Here is a 22114-nt window from a genome sequence, read left to right as displayed (position 1 = left end):
TCTCGGTACGAGACTATTAGTATCATAACTTTGCGGGTGTGACAGAATGGTCAAGCGAGGACATGTTTTGTCAGTCAAAATGGAGCGGAGCCCGTTCATGGTCGACCCTCTCGTTGCAGCCGAGGGCCCGGCCGACCCCCGGCTGGCGCGCTCACGTAACCGGTTACTCGAAGCGGCGGGCCAGCTGCTGTCCACCGGCGGTGTCGAGGCGGTCACCGTGGAGGCGGTCACCCGCATGTCGAAGGTTGCACGTGCCACTCTGTACCGCCACTTCGGAAGTACCACTGACCTGCTCGCTGCAACCTTCGAGCGACTACTACCCCCAGTCGACACCGATATCGATACCGGTCCGCTACGCGAACGTCTGATTTCGGTGCTCACCACCCAAGCCGACCTCATCGACCAAGCTCCGGTGCAAATGACCACGCTGGCGTGGCTGGCAATGGGACCCGTCAACAGCGGCGACGCCAGCCGGCGCGATCTCGATCCTGGCGCGGTGGTCTCGCTTCGGGCCCGTGTCATAGAGCAATACCGCAGGTCCCTGGATCAGATCCTGACGGCCCCTGACGCCCGCACTGTGCTCGGCGAGATCGACACCACCTTCGCCCTCATTCAGCTCCTCGGACCGATAGTTTTCGCTCGCCTCACAGGACTGCGCCACATCCACGCCGACGACTGCATCCAAATCGTCGACAACTTTCTCGCCGCCCATGCCGCAAGTGTCCGATCGAGCACTTCGCGCGACAACAGCCGTCCACGGCCGGCCGCGACGCTAGACCCGCAGCTCACCGACGGCCAATAAAACTTGATGCGAAATTTCACCATCGATGCGCTATCCAGTCAGGGATCGCAGCGCTCACTGGATACGGCCGGACGTGTGCTCGAGAACTTGGAGTTGCACTGCAGTGCACTTCGGACATCGTGCAGCCGTCTTCTGAAACTGACATCCGGTGCGGAAGCGACCAGCCCGAATGTCGTGCCAAAAACGTGAGCTAAACCGATCGTGTCAGAACCTGCCGTGTCAGTGAGTTGTGGCAGTCTCTAGCCCTGTGGGGCACAAATACGGATACGCCAGGGTTTCGACCACTGATCAGACACCCGCGCTACAGAGCGACGCTCTGACTGCGTTCGGGTGTGAACGGCTCTTCGTCGACACTGCGAGTGGGTCCACGACCACGAGGCCCGCGCTCGACGAGCTCCTGGCCACCCTGTTGCCCGGAGACACCTTGTGCGTGTGGCGGCTCGACCGGCTCGGCCGTAACCTCCCGCACTTGATCGAACTCGTGACCGAGCTGAAATCCAGGGGAGTGGGGTTCGCATCGGTCACCGAACAGATCGACACTGCCACCGCCGGGGGTGAACTCATCTTTCACATTTTCGGTGCCCTCGCCTCGTTCGAGCGGCAGCTGCTCCGCGAACGCACGAACGCTGGCCTCGCCGCCGCGCGCGAACGCGGCAAGATCGGTGGCCGGCCACCCGCACTGTCGACCGCCAAGAAGCGTGAAGCCACCCGAATGCGTAACCAGGGCAGCACTATCGGCGACATAGCTGAAATCCTCGGAGTGAGTCGGCGAACCCTGTACCGCCATTTTGCGCAATCCTAGAGCTGAGGGGAGAACTACGCGGTTGGCACTCCCGCTCCGACCTCGACGGAATCACTCGCCGGTGACGCCTCACGCTGCGCCTGAGCGCTGGCCAGCTCACGGGCCTCTAACACGTTCAGATCTTCGCCGGCTTCGTTCTTCCAGCTGATGCGTCCATTGTTGCTTCCACCTACGAGCACTGCGCCGGCAGCGGATGGACTGTCGAAGAGCTCGTCGTCGCGAAAAATGAAAGCGTCATCTTCGATCGTCGCGCGGCCGCTGGCGATAAGAGACTCGCGGGTAGTCCTGACGCGCTCGGTAGCTGCGCCACGTAGATCCGGTCGGCCACGGGAACCTCGTTGCACAACAATGCCTTCGGAAGTCAAGTATCCCTGCGCGTCGCATCCGGACTCACGGAAGAACAGAGGCTGGTTTGGCGATTCTTCACCTGCTCTGGATTCACCCTTCGTTGGACGAATCGAATCGAGGATCGGTGCACCAAGGGTGGTCAGCAGGACGGAGATCGTGTCCAGAAACTCGTGGCAATCCGCCTCGAGCGGTGCTGGTGTGAACGGGTTGCTCGCATCGTTGCCATTGGTCAGCGTGTACCGGTCTGCGCGTTGGGCGGTTCGGATCGACAACCACTCCAGATAGGAGACGTGCGTGGACGTCCATTCATTGGTCAACGACACTGCAACCATCGCGCGGGTCCAGTTCTTCTCGCCATGCTCACCTAAGCGTTTACCGACGTTCCCGGTCTGGCCGATGTACGCGGTCCGCTCGTCATCGCTACCTCCGAACAGGTAGTACACCCCGACCTGCGTCGATGCCGGTAGCTTTGCAAATTCGCTCAGCAGCGATCGCGGGATGTCGAAGACCCGGACAGTCCTAGTGGTCAGGCTCGCGACCCGAATACCGGCGGGATCCCCACCGGGTAGATAGATCTGGATTGTCTGAGCCCGGACCATCAGGCAGCCTTCTCGATGTCGAGTTCGCGAACGATGCGCATGGTCTCGACGGCGACGGTGGTGACTTTCTTGATCAGTTCGACTATGTAGGTGGGGTTGTCGTGCTCGTCGCACCATAGGTTCGGATCGTTCACGATGCCCGATGGCTTGTCGGTCTTGACCTGGTAGCGGTCGATGATCCATGCCAGCGCTGACCGCGAACCGAGCATGTACTCCTCGGCTTCGGGTGGAATGCCGGTGAGGCTGACCTTCGAGTTGTAGACGATTGCGGTGTGGTCGGACTTGTTGCGCCACTTCAGTTTCTGTACTCGCCATGTCTCACGATCGTGTTCGTCGACACCGGCCTTTATCTCGACATCGAGTGGGTAGGGATCGACGTCCTCGTACTGCATATGAAGGGTGCCGAGCTGCTCGCCGGCGTTAGCGAGCTGGGTGAAGCGCTCCAAGCTTTCAGGGGTGGGGATGTGGGGGAGCATTTTCTTCAGATCCGCCGCGTACGTCTCCCGGTAGCCGGGGACATGCAGCTGCCCATACACCGACCAGAAAACCTGATCCTTGGTCACCGAAGCGTCAAGCGCGGTCCGGTAGACCTCGAGGATCTCATCGGTGATGTTGTCCACCCGCCGGTAACCCCACTCATCGACCCCAAAAGTATCGGCCGTCGATCCGAAGTCGAACCCGCCGCCCGCAGCACCGTCGATGCGTTCGTAGGTGTAGCGAGGGAAGAACTGACCAGTGTCCAGGAGGTGCAGGTTGGGAATCAGATTGGTCGCAAATGGAGTGAAGTCGAAGTGTGATGCCGGTCCAGTCAGAACGATGCCGTAGTTCCGGTGGTGGGGCGTTGGGAACATCGAAGGGAGCCTGCCAGGGCGGTCATTCAGGGACTTGTCGAAGTAGACATGGCTTCCTTGGAATGGCCGGTAAGCGCTTTCGCGGTATGCAGAAGTCTCTTCGCGAATGACCCTGCGCGCGTCGATAGATGACAACAGCGAGCTGCTCCACGAGATACTTTGGGGATCGCGGTTCACCACGTCCTGAAGGCGTTCGTTCCCCCGTTGAGCCTCTGCGCGATGAAGTTCCGCTTGATAGAAGGTGAGCGTCCTGCCGACCTGTTCGTGGAGCGAGTTCAAGGAGAAGCTGTAAACCCAGCTATCTCGGTTGGTCTTAAGTCCGCCCGAGAAAGTTCGGAAGACGACGGCTCCCGTAGCACCGCGGCTCGCGATCGCCGGCCATGAGCTGAAAGCACTGTCTCGCTGGCTGATCCAGTCGCCATGCGCGTTCGGCTGCACACTCTGCCATTCGAGGTTCTCGATAGTGCTCGTGTCAACGAGACGGAGTTTTTCGGCGCGGTCGAGATAGTCGCCGATATCTCGGTAGTGGATCTGTACGGGTCCTGTGTGCTTTTCGTTCTTAACACCGACGAAAATGACGATGGTGGAACGGCTTCCGGAGCCGAACACCTTGCCGCCTTCTCGTCGGGAAAGTTCGCCGGCTGTGCGTTGGTTACCGCGTAGATTGTAAATCCACAGGTGGGCGAACTCGTCGGCCATGCTCAGCCGCACTCCGTCGGCCGTGTTGCCGTCGATCCATCCTCCGTTGGAGACGAATGCGACTATTCCGTGGTCGCCGACGCGGTCGGTGGCCCATCGGTAGGCGCGGTAGTAGGAGTCGTAGAGGCTGTTCTTGAGCTGCGCCGTCGAGCGGCCGGCGTAGGTCGCGGCGATACGGGCGTCGAGAGTGGGGTAGCTGAGGTTGGCGTTGTTGTCGTTGGCGCTGTCCTGCCCGACCGAGTACGGCGGGTTACCTACGATGACATTGATCGGGGCTTCGACCTGTTTGACGATGCGGTCGTTGTTCTGCGGGAACATGATCGCGTCCATACTGTCGCCGTCTTCGGAGATCTGGAACGTGTCGGTGAGTACGATTCCCTCGAACGACTCGTACTGCCCGTCCTCGCCATTTGGGGTAGCCAGAGCGTGATAGGTGGTCTCGATGTTGACTGCCGCAATGTAGTACGCGAGAAGCATGATCTCGTTGGCGTGCAACTCTTCCCGGTACTTGCGTGCAAGGTCGTCGGGGAGAATGAGCCCGGATTGCAGGAGTCGGGTGAGGAAAGTGCCGGTCCCGGTGAACGGGTCGAGGACATGTACGCCGGTGTCGGTGAGGCCCTTCCCGAAATGCTCCTTCGAGACGTGGTCTGCGGCGCGGAGGATGAAGTCGACGATCTCGACGGGGGTGTAGACGATGCCGAGAGCGTCGGATTGCTTCTTGAACGCAACACGGAAGAATCGCTCGTACAGCTCGGCGATGACCTGCTGTTTGCCTTCAGCGCTGGTCACTTCGGAGGCCCGGATGCGCACCGAGTCGTAGAACGAGTCGAGACCGTTGGTCTCCGATTCGAGGTTGGCGTCGCCGAGAGTGTCGAGCATCTGCTGCATGACGATCGAGACGGGGTTGTGCGCGGCGAAGTCGTGGCCGGCGAACAGGGCATCGAACACCGGCTTGGTGATCAGGTGTTGGCTGAGCATGCTGATTGCGTCGTCGCGGCTGATGGAGTCGTTGAGGTTGTCACGTAGTCCGGTGAGGAACCTCTCGAACTGCTCCGTCACTTGGGAGGATGCACCGCTGAGAAGCGCGTTTATGCGGGCGATCTGGGCGGCGGCGATGTCGGCGACGTCGGCGGCCCATTGTTCCCAGTAGACGCGTGTGCCGACCTTGTCGACGATGCGGGCATAGATAGCTTCCTGCCACTCCGAGAGTGCGAACAACGCCATCTGCGACGCCACCCCACCACCGCCACCTTCGCCGTTGTCCTGCTTCGGATCCGTGTCCGGGGTGGGGTGTCCGTCGCCGATCGTTTCGTCGGAGTCGGTGGTCGGGCCGATGTGTCCGCCGAGGAGGCGATCGTTCCCCTGGCCGGCTTTTGCTTGTTTTGTGGTGGCGTTGAGGGCGATGGAGTTGACCATCGCGTTGAACCGATCATCATGCGCTCGAAGGGCGTTGAGGACCTGCCACACCACCTTGAAGCGGCGGTTGTCAGCGAGGGCCTGCGACGGTGACACTCCGGCGGGCACGGCGACGGGCAGGATGATGTACCCGTAGTCCTTTCCGGGGGAAAGGCGCATGACGCGCCCTACGGACTGGACGACGTCGACGACGGAGTTGCGGGGGTGCAGGAACAACACGGCGTCGAGGGCCGGGACGTCGACGCCCTCGGACAGGCAGCGTGCGTTGGACAGGATGCGGCATTCACCCTCGGGGACTGGCGCTTTGAGCCAGGACAGTTGCTCGTTGCGCTTGAGAGCGTTGAAAGTGCCGTCGACGTGGCGGGCGGAGACGACGAGGTCTCGGTTGGTGGCGTCGACCTGTTCGCCGTCGTTCTCGTTTTCCTCGAGGAGGGCGCGGTAGGCGTCGACTACGTCGGGGAACACTTCGGCGACCTGCTTGGAGGCGGCGATGTCCTTGGCGAACGCCACGGCCCGTTTCATCGGGGGTGCGCCGATCGCGAACCCGTCGCCGTCAGGGGAGCGGCCGGCGCGCTTAGCGAGACCGTTCCAGCAGCCGACGATCTTGGAGGCATCGTCGAGTTGGAGTTCGGCGAAGTTGCCGGCGAGCTGTTTCTGCATAGGGGCTGCGACGAGGTCCTCGTCGACGGTGAGCACGATGACTTTATAGTCGGTGAGCAACCCGCGCTCGACGGCGTCACCGAAGGACAATCGGTGCATCTCGGGGCCGAAGATGTCGATGTCGTCCATCGACGACAACTCGGCGGAGTGGTCGGCGGCTTTTTCCTTGACGGCGTCGTCGAAGATCCGGGGCGTGGCCGTCATGTACAGCCGCCGTGATGCTTTGAGGAACTTGGCGTCGTGGACGCGGACGAAGTTCGATTCGTCCGCGCCGGCGACGGTGACACCGGTGGTGCGATGCGCTTCGTCGCAGATCACCAGATCGAACGCATCCACCCCCAGTCCTTGCGCCGCAGCGACCGTCGGCAGGGACTGGTAGGTGGTGAACACCACGGTCAGTCCTTTGGAGCGTTTGCGGTGCGCCATGTGCGATGCGAGGTTGTCGGGGTCGGTGGTCACCGGGATCGCGACGTCGACGGTGCTGTAGTCCTCGGCGGAGCGGGAGACTTTCGAGTCCGAGCACACGGCGAACGCGCGAATGTCGAGCTGGGTTTGTGCGGTCCACTCTCGGAGTGTCTGCGAGAGCAGGGAGATGGAGGGGACGGCGAACAGGATGCGTGCACTGCCGCCGGCTTCGGCTGCCGTGCGTTCGGCGATCTTGAGTGCGGTGAACGTCTTTCCGGTTCCGCAGGCCATGATCAGTTTCCCGCGGTCGTTGCCGGCGGAGAATCCGGCGAAGACAGCGTCGATCGCCTCGACCTGGTGTGGGCGGGGTTCGTTGCGGATCGCTTCACTCAACTCGACCGTCAGTTCGCCCTGCGGCCATGCGATGTCCCAGTCGATCGGGGCTTCGGCGATCTCGGCCAGACCGATCCGTTGGACGGGGATGGTCTGGTGGTTGATGGCGTCTTCGGCGTTCTTTCCCCACCGGTCGGTGGTGGAGATGATCACGCGGTTGGTGAACGACCGATCCCCATCGGCGGTGGGAAATGTTTGTCCGGAGGCGGTGAAGAACGAGTCGAGATCGCCTTTGCTCAACGTGGTGGTCGGTTCGTAGAACTTGCACTGGATCGCGGTGTAGTCGCCGGTGTCGCGTTCGCGGGCGACCAGGTCGATGCCGGTGTCGGCCTTACCTTGACGGTCGGGCCAGTCGATCCACCGCCACACCTGCTCGTACTGCTGCGCCAGCGTCGGATCGAGCTCGAAGTATCGAACCATCAGCTGCTCGAACTTGGTGCCCCGCTCCGAATTCGACGGCTCACCGCGGAACGCTTCGATAACCTCGTGCACACTCGCCATGACTACCGAAACCACCTCAACGTCGGGGACGATCAGACCGAGTATGCCGCTTACATCGACGACAACCGCCATCCACGGGGACTCTTCGGCGTTTCGGTCACTGAAGAGGTCGTGGCCCAGCGGAGTCTTCCTGGTCGAGCCGCAGACGCAGGACGCTCCGGTGTCGAATCCTCGAGTGCGAAGGGGCGTGCCGCCACGAAGCCTGCTCGGTCGGAGTCAGGATTGTTCGCGCGCGGCGGCCTGGACAGCACTGGCGAGTCCGGAGAACGAACATTCGACGGGATCGTGCGAGAGCAGACTGCTCAACACAATCGACTTCTGCTCCCCGAACGTGGAGTTGAGGCGCTGGGTGGACATCACGTAGAAGTCCCACTGGTCTAGGTCGAGCGGGTCAGCGGTGGCCCGATCAGTCTGTTTGAAGACGCAAAAGACGTAGACGTCGGCCTGCCGCTTCCGTTGCGCGGCAATTGTGTTCGTCGTCGCGTCCCAGCCGTTCGTTGGCTGGATCCCGAAGCTGATCGTCGACAACCTCTCCTGCTTCCAACTTTGCAGGTACGCAGACGATTTCACCTCGACGCGAATTCCCCCTTCGGTCAGTAGATCAGAAGCATCCCACTCCACTCGGACTCCATCGGCTACGCATCCGAGTGCGAGTCCGACGATGTATTCGGCGAGAACACCGCGTTGGGCGTTCCCGATGAGATCCGAGCACGCCCAACGCCAGAACTGGTGAAGATCCGATCCGATCGACTGCCCCTGCTGCGTGAAGGGCTCGTCGCCACTCTTCGGTGCTGTCACGAGTGAGTCGAAGCGGTTCGTGAGCTCGATCGACGAGCATTCGGCCACGTCGGCCGCATACCGGGTCCCGTGGTGGTCGTGCAGCATCGCACTCGATGGGTCGACATGCCGATGAACTCGAAATCGATGGCCATGAAAATTCTCCCTCGATCGGACAGGTGAACGGAACTAGCTCTTCCGAGGTCTACTCATGTGCCGCCAGATCGAGTGGTCGAGTGCCGACACCGGCATGTCCATTCGCCTCGCAGCGTCGGTCACCAGCCGTGAGACTTCTTCGCTCCCGAGTCTGCGACCCAACGCCTCCACCACGAATCGAGTGACGAGAGTGTCGGCTTTGACGCCGTCGTGGCCGACCAGCATGAGGAAGTAGTCCCACGTCACCGGGCCCAAGCCGCGAGTTCCGCAGTACGCGGCTCGCTGCGCTGCCGAGTCCCGATCGATGTCGGATGCGTGGCGCGCGCCCGACGCTGCGAGCCGGCCGGCAGCAGAGACGATCGCCTCAGCCTTCGGCACACCCCCGGTCTTCTGCTTATTGCCGAGCACCGTCTGAAGCCACTGCGGGTCGGCCTCGCCCAGTACACCGAGGTCGTCCCAACTTTGCCTGCCGGACTCGGCCTTGTACCGCTTGATCGCGCCGCGTACGCCCGTGTCGGCAGAGACTCCGTAGACCGCTCTGATCGACAGGACCGCATCGATCAACGCCAATTCCACATGCCCCGGCCATCCGTCCGGGGCAGCGTGCATCTCAGTGATCTCAGCCGTGAGGTAACCGACGAGCACCTCGACATCGCCTGCGTCCGTCGTCGCCATTTACGGTGGATCCCTTCTGGGTCGATGAGAGCGGACGTTACCGGCCAGCGCCGACCTATTTACACAGATCTCGTCATCGACGCCCACAGTCCGTCGTACGGGCGAGGGTAAGGCAGTCGACACACGTTCCGGTGCCGCCTGCGACAGTCAGGCGGACGTTCGGCTATCCGCGGATGACGATCTCGATGGCGTCGACATCGACGTCGTACGTCTTCGCCAGACCGGCCTTCGCCTGCCGGATCGTCAACGCGGCGACCTCCGTCGTCGGTGCTTGCGTACTCGTGGACTGATCGTCGAATTTCTCGAAATTCGCATCCGCCAGGTCGATTCCCAGATCGTCCAACGTGGTGTACCGCACCGGATTTCGGTCACCCGTCCAGACATCAGGGACGCTGATGTGGGCGTACTCGCTGAACTGAATCTTCCACCGGTCGGGCCTATCGTCCGTCGCGGGAACCAGCCGAGAAATCCGCCCCACCAAAAAAGCGCTCCCATGATCCTCGGTGCCGTCCGCATACGCCTCGACGTTGTGTGCATTCTGCGTGCACACCACGTACTGGCACTTCCTGGCTCGCGCTGCATCCAGTTTCCACGACTGCGACCCACCCTCACCCAGAATCGAGTCGAGGCTCTTGCCGGTGAACACTGCCACTGTGTCTTCGTTGGTTGTCATGCCGAGAACGTAGCAAACTATCCAGCTTCGTGGCACGAACTATAGCTAGTTTTATTAATAGTCTGAAGCATCATGCCTGTTGGAGCACGCAGAAGTATGCCTCACCAGCGAGCCTCGCGGCGCTACCGAGCGTGGTCGGTCCCCGTCGCTCCCGCACAGTTACCCGAAGTGCTCCACAGGTGGAAGGTTGCCATCTGACGACATCGACGAGCGGTCGCGCATTCCGCCTGCCGGCGGTGCCGGCCACCTGCGGTGTCCCCTGAGTGGAGCTCCGCTGCGCTCCGCACCGTAGAAGAGCATCGTTCTTTCGGGCATCTGGCTGCCATCGAGTCTGCGTCACCCGTGCCCGCCTTACCCACCCCTGACTCCGCGATGCTCCGGCCCTGCGGGCGCCGAGAACTTTTCACGAACGCCTCCGGCTGAAAACTTCCCGGCCCAGGGGCAGGACGCCGTTCCCGTGCGCCGCCTACTCTCCCCACGCCAGATGACGGCGAAAGAACGCAGGGGAGGACGCAACACCGACCCGGCACGAGTTCCGAAGGGCAGCAACAGTTATGACCGAGACCACGAACACCGACGCCGTCACCTGCATCGCGGACGGCCCCGACTGCACCGGTGACGTCGAATACCGGGACGCACTGTCCGGGACCGGGGTATCGCATCCGAGGTGCGACAAGCACTGGCAAGGCCGTCTCGACCTCGAGGACGACCTCCGCCGCCGTTACCCGGCCCACGCACCCGCCGACTTCGACCCCACCTACGCAGGCGAGCACTGGGACGAGGACTACTGACCCTGCCCGCTCACCCATCCGAACCGCACCGACCGAGGAGCAGAAGCCATGACCGCCAACGACATCGACGACTACTGGACCACCTACGACAAGGCCCTCGACGCGGCCGCCGAATGTCGGAGCGTCGAATCGCTGATCGACACCCTCAACCGCTACTACCCGCCCTCGTCCGGAGTGGCGTTCTTCCCGAACGGGGCCGACCGAGACCTACTCGGCACACTCACCGACGCCGGACACTTCGCTACCGTCTGGATTCACGCGGACTACCACTTCGCGCTCCGTGACGGCCGCGGAGATGGATTCACCTACATCGAAGGCGACATCGTCCGCGGAACCTCACGCCGGTAGAACACCCGCCCCGGTGCCAGACGGCACCGGGGCACCACCTGGAAGGAACGCCCCTGATGCCCGCTCAAGCATGGGTCACCCTGATCGTCGGCGTCCTCGCCGTCGTCGGCGTCGCCCTGACCGTCCGCCAACGCACCGTGGCCGACAAACGCGCCCAAGCCTGGCAACGGATCACCTGGTGCCTCGAGCGCACCACCAGCGACAACGACACCGAAGCCGAACTCGGATGGGACATCTACGCCACCGTCACCGACTCCGCACTGATCACCCGAACCGAGCAGGACGTCCTGGTCGCGGTCTCCGATCGAGCTGCAGCCCGACGTGCACTGGCGGACCAGGACCAAACCGAGGACACTGACAACCAGAACGATCAGGAGGACCCATGATGACCACCACCGAAAAGCGCACCGACCGCCCCGCCGAGCGTCCCCGAGTCGCCGCCGCAGCAGCCCGCGCCTCGATCGCGCTCCGCGAACGCACCGGCCGAGAGGTGCCGCAGTGGCTCCGTGACACCGCCGAAGGGCGCCCGACCACCCCACCCGCCGAGCTGACCTGACACAGGCACCAGCCGCAGACCGATAAGGCCCGCACCCGACACAGGGTGCGGGCCTTATCCGTTGCGCAATAAGGGCTCAGCGGCTCGCGTGGGGCCGGGCCACCCTGCGGGCGTCCACCGCATCGAACTCCGCTGCGCTCCGTCCTGTGAAAAGAATTCTTGTTTTCCCTTCTGGCCTTCCGATTTTGACCGGCGGTGACCTCCGCGCAACCGCCGGCGTCCGCTGCGCTCCCGGCCCGAAGGGCTCCGGAAACTTTTCACAGACGCCTCCGGCTGAAAACTTTCCGGCCCGACCATTGCACTCCGGCCCCCTCATGCCGGTCCAACTCTCCTCTGCCAGAACGGCAAAAAAATTGGCGGGCCGCGAGGTCGCCACGTTGAGTAGGGGAGCGCGAGATGCCGAAGACTACCGCCCAGAAAGCCCACAGCAGCACCGACACCGACAACTACGGCGCAGTGGTCACCCACACGACCGCCACCATCGTCGGACGCCAGAACGCCGTGGTCAACGTCCACGCCGCCGCCACCGACGACGCCCAGATGATCGTCACCATGGGCCGCCTGATGATGACCTTCCGCTCCGCCGCCGCCGTCCACGCGTTCATCGCCGGACTGGCCGACGCCCGCACCCTCATCGGCCGCATCGACAACCAGGCACCCCAGCCCGGGGGACCGGGCGACGACTACGCCCGCGCCGCCATGTCCGTCGTCTGGATCGCGCCACCGGAAACCGCCGTCACCCCACGCGAGCAGTACGTACCCGCACGTCGACGCACCATGCACTGGGTCGAGGTCCACATGGGACCGGTCACCTGGCGCATCATCGACCGCCTCGGCTACGTCACCATGCTCGACGAGCTCCGAAACGTCCACCGCATGGCCGTCGCGATCTTCACCGACGGCGACCAGTACCTCAGCGACCCCACCACCCTCACCGACGCATTCGACGACGCCGAACGCGAACACCAGGAAGACATGGCCGCACCCTGGCGACGACGCCTCTGACCCCGGCGCACGGACGCGGCCCCGGACCCGACACGGGCTCCGGGGCCGAGTCGTATCCATCCACAGGGAAACTCTCTATCCCCAGATTCCGGAAAATGCCTGCGCATCGCGGACCTCGCTGGCGCTCGGTACGCGATGCTGGAAGAACCCCCGCACCCGCAGGTCGCCCGGCTCACCCACCGAAGGAACACGACACCGATGATCACCTGGACCGTCACCACCCGCCCCGACCGACGACCCGAAACCATCACCGCCGCAGGAGCAGAACCCAGCCTCGACGCGGCGAAACGAGCTGCCGCCGACGCCGTCCGCTACGCCCTCCTCGACGCCCAGGCCCACGCCGATGCCAGCCCCACCAACACCCCACCGACCTACCTCGTCACCATCGACGGAGCCTGCGCCCTCATCGTCAGCCTCGGAGCCTGCCGACCCGCCAACTACACCGGCGTCCTCGACAACCTCGAACACTTCGACGGCACCGCCACCCACCTGCTCTACCTCTAGAACCGTGCGGCCGCGGACCCCGCTAAAGTCGTTGCAAGAGAACCATTTCTGTCGGTACCCGCTGCCATGCTTGTGGCATGCGAATCAGAACCGTCGACGGCCCTCCGCTTCCAGCGGAAGTCGCAGCACATACTGCGCGAATCCTTGCCCTTGTGGACCTGTGTACAACCGTCAATGTTCAAGACAGACACCGGAAGCAGGACCACGGGACGGCGAACATGGTTCGTGGCTATCTCAAGACCGACACAGAGATGCGGTCCGCTTCGCCGGTGGGCGAAACGGACCGCATCTCCATGTGAAGCAATCTATGCAACGGCAAGGTCACCTTCGCCGAGCTTGCCGACGTTGATGGCCCGCGCACGAGTGCCGCTGGCGTCGAGAGCGACCTGGAACCCTACTTCGTCGCCGGCCTTGAGGGCCGTACGGAGTGCCGCGTCGACCACCATGTGAAACCGAAGCTCTCGCCCGTGGTCGTCCGCGACCGCGATGAAGCCGAACGGCTTCTCGGCATGAACGAACGACACTCGGCCTTCGGCCTCTTGCCCGACCAAGACCACGCTGAAGGCTCGCCGGGACTTCCCCGCCTCGGCGGCATCGGCGGGAAGGAACACAACTCGAGTTCCGGTTCTCAGATGCTCGGCATCCTCGCCGTAGAGAAGTGCTCGACTCGAGACGTGGAAGTCCTCCCCGTCGTGGCCGGTGACGAATCCGTACCCACGGTCCGACATCCACACCTTCGTCGTCCCGATCAACTGATCGCTCCCTGTAGAGGATCGGGCCGCCGCCGGGCTCGGTGATCCTGGAGGCGGCGGCGTCGGCGCGGACGAGATCTCGGTGACGACGGACGAGCGGACGCCGAAACGGCCCTTCGACCAGAGCAGCTCGAAGTAGGGCACTGGTTCGGGGATCCCCTTGAGCTGCACACTCTGCTTGTCGCCCAGGTAGTCGTCAGGAGTGCGGCTCAGCATGTCTCCGAGCGGTGAGGTCACCAGAGTCATGTTGGCAGCGTTGACGGTGTGAGGATCCACGAACAGTGCTTGCGCGGAGGCGGCGGAGCACAGTCGTGCCGAACGGTCGCACACCGACGATAGATGGTCGACGTTCCCGCCATGCTTCGGCCGAAACCGGAATGCAGGTCCGGTCGCGATGCCGGCTCGGACCTGAAAATCGATCTCGCCCATCGGTTGGCCACCGGCAGTGGCCCCCAGCTTCTCGAATTCGTGAAGCATTGCCATTGCCAGGTTGATGACCTCGCCGGCATGCATGCTGTCGGCCGTGATGTGAAGACCATCGCCGGAGAACTTCTCGACGAACTTGAACGGCGCTGCGTCGAGGTGCTTCGACCAGACGTCGTACATCTTCATGAACTCGGTGTTCGAGGACATGATCGATTTCGAGTATCGCTGCGAAGTCGAATCGATCATGTCCATCGACAACGTGGTGATGGAGCAGTTGGTCCCGGTACTAGCGGCATCTCGCGGCCCCGGGATGTCGGGGCCGTCGATAGCGACGTAATTGGAATTCATAGCCGTCTCCCTGTGTCGCGCCCCTACCTCGCTGGATGCGGGGTTCACTGGCGTGAGACGAAAGTATCGCAGAACCACGGAGTTGGCAATGCTGAGATGCTGAGTATCTGCGTTTTGGCTGAGAAGGCCAACTATGTGCTGGACAGCAAGAAGGGGAACGGCCGACGTCGGCCGTTCCCCTTCTTGCTGTAGTCGAATCGGTGGGGTTAGGTCTTGGTCTTCTTTGCTGTTTGGCCCGGTGTCTTCTCGGTGACGGAGCTGGTTGCGGATGCTTCCGTGGTGTCCACGGTTTCGACCGCGTCACTTTTCGGCGGCGATGCCATGCGTTTGCTACTCATCTGCTTTGCAGCGTTGAGCAACCGCTCCTTCTCTTTCTCGATCGCGGCGGTGATTTCGGCCGGGTCGAGCATCAGCTCAAGGCCGTCGATGATGAGCTTCCTCGCCATCTCTGCGGCGGTCGTGTTGTGCAACTTCGCCATTCCCGCCAGAACCTCGTGGTCGGCAGGTTCTAACCGGACCGAGAATGCAGTCGTTGTAGTTGCCATCCCCTCTCCCTAGAATCTCTCGTCGCGAAGCCGAACCGCTCCTGAGTGGTAGGCGATCGACGGCGGCGATGTCGAGAATGCAGTGTCCACGGTTCTCTCCTATTGATTCGATGATGGCAGGTGCAATCGCACCAGCCGCTCGCGTGTAGATGCCTAGATGCTATCAGCATCTCGACTGCTCACGTTCTTAGGAATACTAAAGATTCTCGGTGGTATTGTTGAGGAACTGATTCTGAAAGGTACTCGCTATGAGCGATGAGCAAGAGCCCCGATCACGTCATGTAGTAGAGCTCTACGGTGCCAACGCGCCCCGGATCGATGGAAAGGTCCTCTGCAGCAGGAAACTGATCAAAGAGATAGCACTGTTCGAGATAGTCAACGAGATGTTCCTCGGGGCGGTCCGTGCCACCGCCGACACCATCGACACCGTCGACACCATCGACAAAATGTCCCAGTTCGCCGATGGCGCAGACCGGAAACTCGAAGTGGTGGATGTGATGCCTGATCAACGCGAGAGTCTCGACATTCTCCTTCAATTCCGAGACGACGACGATGACCCTCTGATCGGCAGAGACCCAGTTCCGTAGCCAACGTCCTCCCACTGAACAGCACTTATTGACTCATAGCAGCAGCTTCCGTCTACGGCCCCCGGTACATACCGGGGGCCGCTTGTTTTGCATCCCCACGAGTGGCCGCCCCGTGCCGAAGCCCCTGAGAAGGCAGGTGCTACCGCGGCACCGAGTGTGGCCGGCCTCCGTCGCTCCCGCACAGTCACCGCGCCAGCTCCACAGGTGGGAGGTGGCCACCCCGCCGACACCGACGAGCGAGCGTTCTCGCCTGCCCGGCGGTGCCGGCCGCCCTGCGGGCGTCCCCCGAACCGAACTCCGCTGCGCTCCGCACCGTCGAAAGACATCGATTTCTTGTCGCACATCTGGCTCCCGGCGATACTGCATCACCCGTGCCCGCCGCCTCAACCCCTCGCTCCGCTGCGCTACGGCCGAAGGCTCCGAACACTTTTCGTCCCGTACTCGCTGCGCTCCCACGAAAACTGTCCGGCCGCGGGGTTGCCCCGTCGTTCCCGTGCGCTGCTGTCTCTCCTCACGCCAGATGACGGCGACAAGAAATTGGCACAGCAGGCCGGGGGACCGGTCACGAGGGAGAGGGGCCAGTCATGGCATCACGGACCAAGACCAGCGCAGCGGACAAGGCCGAAGCACGCCGCGAGCTGGCGGCATCACTGCACGCCTCGATCACCGACAAGGTAGCCGAGCTGACCAGCTCCGACACGTGGCGCGCGTACCTCGATCACGTGGCCTCGTTCCACTCCTACAGCACTGGCAGGGATGGTGTATTCGGGGGTGCGAATGCCGTCGCTCAGGGTCGGCGGTCGGCGGCGTAGTTTGCCCATTGGCCGTTCGTCTTGAAGGTGTGTTTGGCGACGGTATGAGCGTTGAGCCCTAGGATTCCCGCGAGCACACTCGGCGGGAGCTCACGGGCTAGCTGTTCGGTGGCGGACAGTCGTAGCTTTCGGGGCTCGATTCCAATGGCGCGCAGCCTGTTTCCTAGACTGGTTGCACTCAACGGTTTGCCTGCGTGGCCACCTGCGAAAAGCCATGTCGTAGGTAGTTGTTCCGCAGTTCCGGTGCGCCGCTTGAGGGGTAGATTTCGGGCGATGGCTGCGAACGGATCTGGCAGGTCGAGGACGTCGGTGGGACCGAGTCGTAGACCTGTGGTTGTCGCGGTGGCGATCACGTCGGCTGTGGTGAGGCTGACGATTCGCCGTAGCGGCTGGGCGTAGAGGGCGACCAGCGCACCGGCCAGTCGATCTACCGGGTCGAGTGACTCGTCGTGGATAAGGCGCCGGCCGATCTGCCAGCGATCCTCGGCGTCGGTCGGTAGTTCTGCATGGGCTCGACGCTCTTTCGGGAGGGCAATCTCTTTCGATAGGTGCCGTGTTCTTTGTGCCCAGCTCAAAAACGGGCGGATGTGCCATCGGGACGCACCGGGCTCTGCGAACCAGGCGTCAATGTCGTATTGCGCACATCGAGGCATCTCGGTTCCTCGTCGTTCGAGTGTGTTGAGGAACTGAATGACTTGGAGGATCTGGCAACGTGCGTTCTGTACGGCGGTGCCGATCGGTCGGTGCGTTTCGAGTCCGCGCAAACGCGGCAGTACAGCCCAGTGCGTCCACTGGCTAGCGAGCTTGCGATGGCCTGTGTCGAGTCCGCTGAGGAGTTGCGGGAGCTCCGTCTCGAGCCGCCGGAGACTACGGTGCACGTCGGGGTCGAGGATGCCCGTAGCGATGAGGAGTGATCGGAGGTAGTCGACCGACTTGGGCCGAGGGAGCAGGTCGAGTGATTCGTGCGTGAGGGGAATGGTGCCGTCGTGGAGGCCGCGCAATAGGTCCGTGTTGCGGTTCAGCCATCGCCGTGTGGTCGTCGGTTCAGCCTGCATTATGGCGTCACGAAGTGGTTCCAGGAGCCCGTCGGCAGTCGGTGGTAAGACGTGCTCGAGGTGGCAGCGGAGCGCGCATCGCGCGCACATGCGTTCGCCGTCCATGGCGATCAGGGGCTGACCGACGCTGGGGCACCGCGGGCAGCTTCGCTGCGCCTTCTCGCGACACCATCGGCATAATGCGTTGTCGTCCAACAGCTTGTCGGGTTTCGTGCAGCCGGTGCACGCGCCGCGATGCTGTCGTCGTCTTTTCCTGCAGCGGTCGCACACCCGGACGCGGTCTACGACTGAATTGCACAGTACACAAACAGTATTGATCACTTCTTACGTTTGATTTCCGCTCGCCGTGGTGTGCGCGTCTTCGCGTCGGATGGTGTTGCTGCGGTCTTGGGCCGATGGGTAGTTGTACCGGTCGCTCGCACCGTCGCCCGTTCGGCGACTGGTTCGATCAGATCGTTCGGTGTGCACGAGAGTATGTCGCAGAGCGCCGCGAGGGTACGCAGGCTGAGGCGTTCCGGCGTTCCAGTGACCAGGCGATACACCTGAGCTTCGGACAAACTGATCCCGCGCTCGGCAAGCAGCGGTCCCAAACCGGTCGTCGCGAATATTCCCCTCTCGGCCAACAGTCGGCGTAGGTGCCAGTCGTAGTTCAAGCGTGGCTGTTGCATCCCTGTCTCCGTCCTACTCTGCGGTGAACGCTCGGTCCAATGCCCGTCGGAGGGCATTGTTCTTGTAGTCGGTGCCGACGCTGGTGTAGATCGCGGTGGTAGATCCCCAGGAGTGTCCGAGTTGTTGCTGAACAAACAGGTGGTCGAAACCGTCTTCGAGTAGGTGTGTCGCATACGAGTGCCGTAGGCAGTGCGGACCGAGATGCTTCTCCAGTCCGATTGCGTCCCGGTACTCGGCGAAACGGTGCGAAATCGACTCGGTGCCGACGCGTGCCCGACGTTCTGTCGGCCACATGGCGAGATGGTCGGTGTCGTACAGGGGCCGAATCTCGGTGACCCACTCGGCGACGGCTTCGGCGGCCCACCCCATCGTGGTCAGTACCGTTCGGCGGCGCGGTGGCCCTCCATTGAGGGCTTTGCCGTAGCGAACCGACAATGCGCCATGGCGGCCGAACTCTTTGGCCGCGGAGTTCGCGGTCCAGTCCACGATGTCCAACATCGCTGCCTCGCGGCGACGCAGCCCCCAGGCATAGATGACCTTGAACAACGTCGCGTCTCGGTAACTGGCAAGCCATCCCTTGCGGCCGGACAACCCAACCCGGTTCACCCGCTCATCGCAGTAGTCGAAGAAGGCCTGTAACTCGTCCCTCGTCAGTGGCCGGTTTCCTGGTCGACCTTCGTACTCCCCGCGGTGGACGACGGTGTTCCATTCGTGGAAAACCTGCACCGGGTGAACGCGAAAGTATCGCTGACACACTTCATCCCACCGATATCGGACATCAGTGATGTAGGCGCAGAACAGCGACGCGGCCATCTGGTAGAGCCGCACAGTCGAGTGAGCGACCCCCGAATCGACAAGATGTGCGGTCCACTCCTCGACGTCCATCGACGACCAGTTCCAGGGGTAGTCGTTCGTGAATGCGACCAGCCTCCGCACGATCTGTGTCCGTCGCTCGATCGTCAAGTTTGCGAGCATCCGCGCACGTTGCTGCGTCTCCCATCCGTCGATCATTCCTTCCAGGACCGTTTCCTCCGGAACCAGTAATACGACGCCATCACTGAGGAAGCGGTCGGCGGAACCTTTGGCGTCGGACGCGGGCTTTTTGGCAACAGGGTCGACCGGCACTGGATGAATGTAACAGTCATTCGATGCATGTTCACGTGATGCTCTTCAGCTGCTGATGACCGACGAGCCCGCGGCCGCCCCCGGAGATCGACGCAGATGCAAGTAGGCGGTTGTGACATGGATGCCCCCTTTTCAACGGTACGGGGAGGGGGTATGGTCCGAATCGTCGCAAGATACCCCCTGGGGGTATCACTCAAGATGAAGGAGTACCTCATGATCACCACGAATTACCGAGTCACCGGCATGACCTGCGGACACTGCGAGGCGTCGGTCCGGGAAGAAGTCGGTGCTGTGGCCGGGGTCGACACGGTCGAAGCATCGGCGTCGGCGGGGACGCTGACGGTGACAAGCGCCGATGAGCCCGACCACGCCCAGGTCGTCGCCGCCGTTCGCGATGCCGGATACACAGCCGAACCGCAACCCGCAGATTCACGCACCGCGTAGCCGCTGAACTCGGTGGAGAGAAGGATTCGCACGATGAACAACCACACACACGCCGATGTCGGCGTGGCCGAGACAGCGGGCACACAGTCGGGCCACGACCCGTCTGGACACAGCGCAGCCCACACCGGACACGGCGAGCAGACTGAACACGAAGGCCATACCGGGCACGGTGGCCATGCCGGTCACGGCGATCACGTCGGCATGTTCCGTCGCCTGTTCGCGATCATGCTGGTCCTCGCCGTCCCGGTGATCGTTGCCTCGAACATGTTCGCGATGCTCCTCGGATACTCGCTGCCCGACGCAGCGTGGATCGCGTGGGTCTCCCCGGTACTGGGCACCGTGATGTATGTCTGGGGCGGTTCCCCGTTCCTCACCGGCGCAGTCAGCGAAATCCGTTCACGTGCACCAGGAATGATGCTGCTCATCGCCCTCGCGATTACCGTCGCATTCGTCGCGTCGATGGGAGCGAGCCTCGGCCTGCTCGATCATCAGCTCGACTTCTGGTGGGAACTTGCCCTGCTGATCGTGATCATGTTGCTCGGGCACTGGATCGAAATGCGATCCCTCGCTCAGACCACCTCCGCCCTGGACTCGTTGGCAGCACTGCTCCCGGACACCGCCGAACGCGTCGACGGCGACGACGTAGTGCAGGTATCCCCGGCCGAGCTGCAGCTCGGTGATCTCGTCGTCGTCCGCCCCGGCGGACGCGTACCCGCGGACGGCACCATCGTCTCCGGATCGGCGAGCATGGACGAATCGATGATCACCGGCGAATCACGCACCGTCCGCCGCAGCGACGGCGACCAGGTCATCGCCGGCACTGTCGCCACCGACTCCGGCCTGCGCATCCAGGTCACCGCAGTAGGGGAGGACACCGCCCTCGCCGGCATCGGCCGGCTCGTCGCCGACGCCCAGAACTCGACCTCGCGCGCTCAGCGCATCGCCGACACCGCCGCCGGCTGGCTGTTCTGGTTCGCTCTCGGATCCGCGATCATCACCGCCGCCGTGTGGACCCTGGTCGGGATGCCCGACGACGCCGTCATCCGCACCATCACCGTGCTGGTCATCGCCTGCCCGCACGCACTCGGACTCGCGATCCCGCTGGTGGTCTCCATCGCCACCGAACGCGCTGCCCGCGGCGGCGTTCTGGTCAAGGACCGGCTCGCACTCGAAACCATGCGCACAGTGGACACCGTGCTCTTCGACAAGACCGGGACCCTCACCAAGGGTGAACCCACCGTCACCGCAATCGAGGTGACGAACGGGCGCACCGCCGACAATGTCCTCGCTTTGGCTGCTGCCGCAGAAGCCGACTCAGAGCACCCACTCGCACGCGCCATCATCGGTGCCGCACGATCACGGAACCTGACCGTCCCGGCGGCCACTGACTTCCAGTCGTCCCCCGCTGTCGGGGTCTCTGCGAATGTCGACGGTACCCGCGTACAGGTCGGCGGGCCCGCGCTGCTCGAGCAGGAACACGGATCCGAACTCGCCGTCGCCGACCGGTGGCGCGGTGACGGGGCGATCATCCTGCACGTCCTCGCCGACGGGGCCGTGATCGGTGCACTCGCGCTCGCCGACGAGATCCGGTCAGAATCACGCACCGCGATCGATGCACTCCACGCCCGCGGAATCACCGTCGTGATGATCACCGGTGATGCCGATGCCGTCGCGAAGTCCGTCGCGACCGAACTCGGTGTGGACCGCTACTTCGCCGGGGTGAAACCGGAAGACAAGTCCCACACCGTCGCTGCACTCCAGAGCGAAGGACGCACCGTGGCGATGGTCGGCGACGGAGTCAACGACGCCCCAGCGCTCGCGCAAGCGGACGTCGGTATCGCGATCGGGGCCGGCACCGACGTCGCTATCGCATCGGCCGGAGTGATCCTCGCCAGCGACGACCCGCGGTCGGTGCTGTCGGTAATCGAACTCTCGCGCGCCTCGTACCGAAAGATGAAGCAAAACCTCTGGTGGGCAGCGGGATACAACCTCATCTCAGTCCCACTCGCGGCAGGAGTGCTCGCACCGGTCGGGTTCGTACTGCCCATGTCCATCGGCGCGATCCTGATGTCGCTGTCGACGATCATCGTCGCCGCGAACGCGCAGCTGCTCCGGCGACTCGACCTCACGCCCGACACCATCGCCGGAGCGCTGAACGAGGGGAGTTCCAATCCTCCGTCGCAGCGCACACCGTCACTGTGAGAGCTGATCTCGTACCGGAAACGCAGCCCTGACGACTGCGAAACGCTGATGGCCGCACCCTCTCCGCCGGAGAGGATGCGGCCATTGTTTTGTGTGGCGGGCCGGGTCAGCCGAGCAGCCGCTGCATGGTCTCGATTTCCTGCTGCTGAGTGGCGACGATGGCGCGTGCCATCTCCAGGGCGTCAGGA

At 63.1% G+C, this 22114-nt stretch carries 22 protein-coding genes; 12 read left to right on the top strand and 10 right to left on the bottom strand.

Annotation, left to right across the window (positions count from 1 at the left end; translation table 11 throughout):
- Positions 1–97 precede the first annotated feature (97 nt).
- Both CH296_RS05515 and CH296_RS05510 read left to right on the top strand, forming a co-directional pair.
- Positions 98–802 (top strand): TetR/AcrR family transcriptional regulator, encoded by a 705-nt coding sequence (locus CH296_RS05515; protein ID WP_037147412.1) that lies wholly within the window; start codon positions 98–100, stop codon positions 800–802.
- 247 nt (positions 803–1049) lie between these two features.
- On the top strand, positions 1050–1604 hold the full coding sequence (locus CH296_RS05510; RefSeq protein WP_037190569.1) for a recombinase family protein: 555 nt from the start codon (positions 1050–1052) through the stop codon (positions 1602–1604).
- Positions 1605–1618: 14 nt separating this feature from the next.
- On the opposite strand, the gene CH296_RS05505 is transcribed toward CH296_RS05510, so the two are convergent.
- The 5 genes from CH296_RS05505 to CH296_RS05485 all read right to left on the bottom strand — a co-directional run bounded on the left by CH296_RS05505 (position 1619) and on the right by CH296_RS05485 (position 9757).
- On the bottom strand, positions 1619–2395 hold the full coding sequence (locus CH296_RS05505; RefSeq protein WP_242640282.1) for a GIY-YIG nuclease family protein: 777 nt from the start codon (positions 2393–2395) through the stop codon (positions 1619–1621).
- A gap of 155 nt (positions 2396–2550) precedes the next feature.
- Positions 2551–7476: a DEAD/DEAH box helicase gene (locus CH296_RS05500; RefSeq protein WP_094634730.1), complete on the bottom strand. Its 4926-nt coding sequence runs from the start codon at positions 7474–7476 to the stop codon at positions 2551–2553.
- A gap of 216 nt (positions 7477–7692) precedes the next feature.
- Positions 7693–8097, bottom strand: a complete 405-nt coding sequence (locus tag CH296_RS29465; RefSeq protein WP_252342206.1) for a hypothetical protein — start codon at positions 8095–8097, stop codon at positions 7693–7695.
- Positions 8098–8442: 345 nt separating this feature from the next.
- Positions 8443–9084: a hypothetical protein gene (locus CH296_RS05490; RefSeq protein ID WP_052057730.1), complete on the bottom strand. Its 642-nt coding sequence runs from the start codon at positions 9082–9084 to the stop codon at positions 8443–8445.
- Between the two features lie 163 nt (positions 9085–9247).
- On the bottom strand, positions 9248–9757 hold the full coding sequence (locus CH296_RS05485; RefSeq protein ID WP_052057729.1) for a hypothetical protein: 510 nt from the start codon (positions 9755–9757) through the stop codon (positions 9248–9250).
- Between the two features lie 554 nt (positions 9758–10311).
- On the opposite strand from CH296_RS05485, the gene CH296_RS05480 reads away from it, so the two are divergent.
- The 6 genes from CH296_RS05480 to CH296_RS05460 all read left to right on the top strand — a co-directional run bounded on the left by CH296_RS05480 (position 10312) and on the right by CH296_RS05460 (position 12961).
- On the top strand, positions 10312–10548 hold the full coding sequence (locus CH296_RS05480) for a hypothetical protein (RefSeq protein ID WP_037146810.1): 237 nt from the start codon (positions 10312–10314) through the stop codon (positions 10546–10548).
- A 48-nt stretch (positions 10549–10596) separates the two neighbouring features.
- A complete protein-coding gene (locus CH296_RS05475; RefSeq protein WP_037146805.1) occupies positions 10597–10896 on the top strand; it encodes a hypothetical protein in 300 nt (99 codons plus the stop codon).
- 56 nt (positions 10897–10952) lie between these two features.
- Complete coding sequence (locus CH296_RS05470; protein ID WP_037146804.1) at positions 10953–11282, top strand: hypothetical protein; 330 nt, start codon at positions 10953–10955, stop codon at positions 11280–11282.
- Positions 11279–11452: a hypothetical protein gene (locus CH296_RS28825; protein ID WP_155292480.1), complete on the top strand. Its 174-nt coding sequence runs from the start codon at positions 11279–11281 to the stop codon at positions 11450–11452. The genes CH296_RS05470 and CH296_RS28825 overlap by 4 nt, the downstream gene beginning before the upstream one ends.
- A gap of 396 nt (positions 11453–11848) precedes the next feature.
- Entirely contained in the window at positions 11849–12457 is a 609-nt protein-coding gene (locus CH296_RS05465; protein ID WP_052058739.1) for a hypothetical protein, read from the top strand.
- A gap of 198 nt (positions 12458–12655) precedes the next feature.
- Positions 12656–12961 (top strand): hypothetical protein, encoded by a 306-nt coding sequence (locus CH296_RS05460; RefSeq protein ID WP_037154365.1) that lies wholly within the window; start codon positions 12656–12658, stop codon positions 12959–12961.
- A gap of 305 nt (positions 12962–13266) precedes the next feature.
- Here the strand turns inward: CH296_RS05460 and CH296_RS05455 are convergent, their stop codons facing one another.
- A complete protein-coding gene (locus CH296_RS05455; protein ID WP_114332301.1) occupies positions 13267–14487 on the bottom strand; it encodes a cold shock domain-containing protein in 1221 nt (406 codons plus the stop codon).
- A 206-nt stretch (positions 14488–14693) separates the two neighbouring features.
- Positions 14694–15032, bottom strand: a complete 339-nt coding sequence (locus tag CH296_RS05450; RefSeq protein WP_037154359.1) for a hypothetical protein — start codon at positions 15030–15032, stop codon at positions 14694–14696.
- Between the two features lie 248 nt (positions 15033–15280).
- On the opposite strand from CH296_RS05450, the gene CH296_RS28530 reads away from it, so the two are divergent.
- Together CH296_RS28530 and CH296_RS05440 are read left to right on the top strand one after the other, a co-directional pair.
- Positions 15281–15619 carry a hypothetical protein gene (locus CH296_RS28530; RefSeq protein WP_037154356.1) on the top strand — a complete coding sequence of 113 codons (339 nt, stop codon included), beginning with the start codon at positions 15281–15283 and terminating at the stop codon, positions 15617–15619.
- Between the two features lie 584 nt (positions 15620–16203).
- Positions 16204–16431, top strand: coding sequence for a hypothetical protein (locus CH296_RS05440; protein WP_037154353.1), 228 nt, complete (start codon positions 16204–16206; stop codon positions 16429–16431).
- Here CH296_RS05440 and CH296_RS05435 read toward each other — a convergent pair.
- The 3 genes from CH296_RS05435 to CH296_RS05425 all read right to left on the bottom strand — a co-directional run bounded on the left by CH296_RS05435 (position 16407) and on the right by CH296_RS05425 (position 19280).
- Positions 16407–17486 carry a hypothetical protein gene (locus CH296_RS05435; protein ID WP_032364200.1) on the bottom strand — a complete coding sequence of 360 codons (1080 nt, stop codon included), beginning with the start codon at positions 17484–17486 and terminating at the stop codon, positions 16407–16409. The two genes, CH296_RS05440 and CH296_RS05435, sit on opposite strands and share 25 nt — an antisense overlap.
- 317 nt (positions 17487–17803) lie before the next feature.
- Positions 17804–18154 (bottom strand): helix-turn-helix transcriptional regulator, encoded by a 351-nt coding sequence (locus CH296_RS05430; protein WP_032364201.1) that lies wholly within the window; start codon positions 18152–18154, stop codon positions 17804–17806.
- A 13-nt stretch (positions 18155–18167) separates the two neighbouring features.
- Positions 18168–19280, bottom strand: coding sequence for a tyrosine-type recombinase/integrase (locus tag CH296_RS05425; protein WP_032405569.1), 1113 nt, complete (start codon positions 19278–19280; stop codon positions 18168–18170).
- Between the two features lie 213 nt (positions 19281–19493).
- Here CH296_RS05425 and CH296_RS05420 point away from each other — a divergent pair, with 213 nt between their 5' ends.
- Entirely contained in the window at positions 19494–19724 is a 231-nt protein-coding gene (locus CH296_RS05420) for a heavy-metal-associated domain-containing protein (protein WP_032364250.1), read from the top strand.
- Positions 19725–19757: 33 nt separating this feature from the next.
- Complete coding sequence (locus CH296_RS05415) at positions 19758–21926, top strand: heavy metal translocating P-type ATPase (RefSeq protein WP_037106642.1); 2169 nt, start codon at positions 19758–19760, stop codon at positions 21924–21926.
- Positions 21927–22114 lie beyond the last annotated feature (188 nt).

It is taken from the genome of Rhodococcus sp. 14-2496-1d (genome assembly GCF_002259365.1).
GTDB lineage: Bacteria > Actinomycetota > Actinomycetes > Mycobacteriales > Mycobacteriaceae > Rhodococcoides.
Note: the sequence above shows the minus strand (reverse complement) of the source record. Positions and strands in the feature narration are given on the sequence as shown.

Bases quoted from the DNA above. Each gene is read 5' to 3' on its own strand.
- CH296_RS05515 (WP_037147412.1), top strand. From the start codon at position 98: ATGGTCGACCCTCTCGTTGCAGCCGAGGGCCCGGCCGACCCCCGGCTG.
- CH296_RS05500 (WP_094634730.1), bottom strand. From the start codon at position 7,476: ATGGCGAGTGTGCACGAGGTTATCGAAGCGTTCCGCGGTGAGCCGTCG.
- CH296_RS05490 (WP_052057730.1), bottom strand. From the start codon at position 9,084: ATGGCGACGACGGACGCAGGCGATGTCGAGGTGCTCGTCGGTTACCTC.
- CH296_RS05485 (WP_052057729.1), bottom strand. From the start codon at position 9,757: ATGACAACCAACGAAGACACAGTGGCAGTGTTCACCGGCAAGAGCCTC.
- CH296_RS05480 (WP_037146810.1), top strand. From the start codon at position 10,312: ATGACCGAGACCACGAACACCGACGCCGTCACCTGCATCGCGGACGGC.
- CH296_RS05475 (WP_037146805.1), top strand. From the start codon at position 10,597: ATGACCGCCAACGACATCGACGACTACTGGACCACCTACGACAAGGCC.
- CH296_RS05470 (WP_037146804.1), top strand. From the start codon at position 10,953: ATGCCCGCTCAAGCATGGGTCACCCTGATCGTCGGCGTCCTCGCCGTC.
- CH296_RS28825 (WP_155292480.1), top strand. From the start codon at position 11,279: ATGATGACCACCACCGAAAAGCGCACCGACCGCCCCGCCGAGCGTCCC.
- CH296_RS05465 (WP_052058739.1), top strand. From the start codon at position 11,849: ATGCCGAAGACTACCGCCCAGAAAGCCCACAGCAGCACCGACACCGAC.
- CH296_RS05460 (WP_037154365.1), top strand. From the start codon at position 12,656: ATGATCACCTGGACCGTCACCACCCGCCCCGACCGACGACCCGAAACC.
- CH296_RS05455 (WP_114332301.1), bottom strand. From the start codon at position 14,487: ATGAATTCCAATTACGTCGCTATCGACGGCCCCGACATCCCGGGGCCG.
- CH296_RS05450 (WP_037154359.1), bottom strand. From the start codon at position 15,032: ATGGCAACTACAACGACTGCATTCTCGGTCCGGTTAGAACCTGCCGAC.
- CH296_RS28530 (WP_037154356.1), top strand. From the start codon at position 15,281: ATGAGCGATGAGCAAGAGCCCCGATCACGTCATGTAGTAGAGCTCTAC.
- CH296_RS05440 (WP_037154353.1), top strand. From the start codon at position 16,204: ATGGCATCACGGACCAAGACCAGCGCAGCGGACAAGGCCGAAGCACGC.
- CH296_RS05435 (WP_032364200.1), bottom strand. From the start codon at position 17,486: ATGCAGGCTGAACCGACGACCACACGGCGATGGCTGAACCGCAACACG.
- CH296_RS05430 (WP_032364201.1), bottom strand. From the start codon at position 18,154: ATGCAACAGCCACGCTTGAACTACGACTGGCACCTACGCCGACTGTTG.
- CH296_RS05420 (WP_032364250.1), top strand. From the start codon at position 19,494: ATGATCACCACGAATTACCGAGTCACCGGCATGACCTGCGGACACTGC.
- CH296_RS05415 (WP_037106642.1), top strand. From the start codon at position 19,758: ATGAACAACCACACACACGCCGATGTCGGCGTGGCCGAGACAGCGGGC.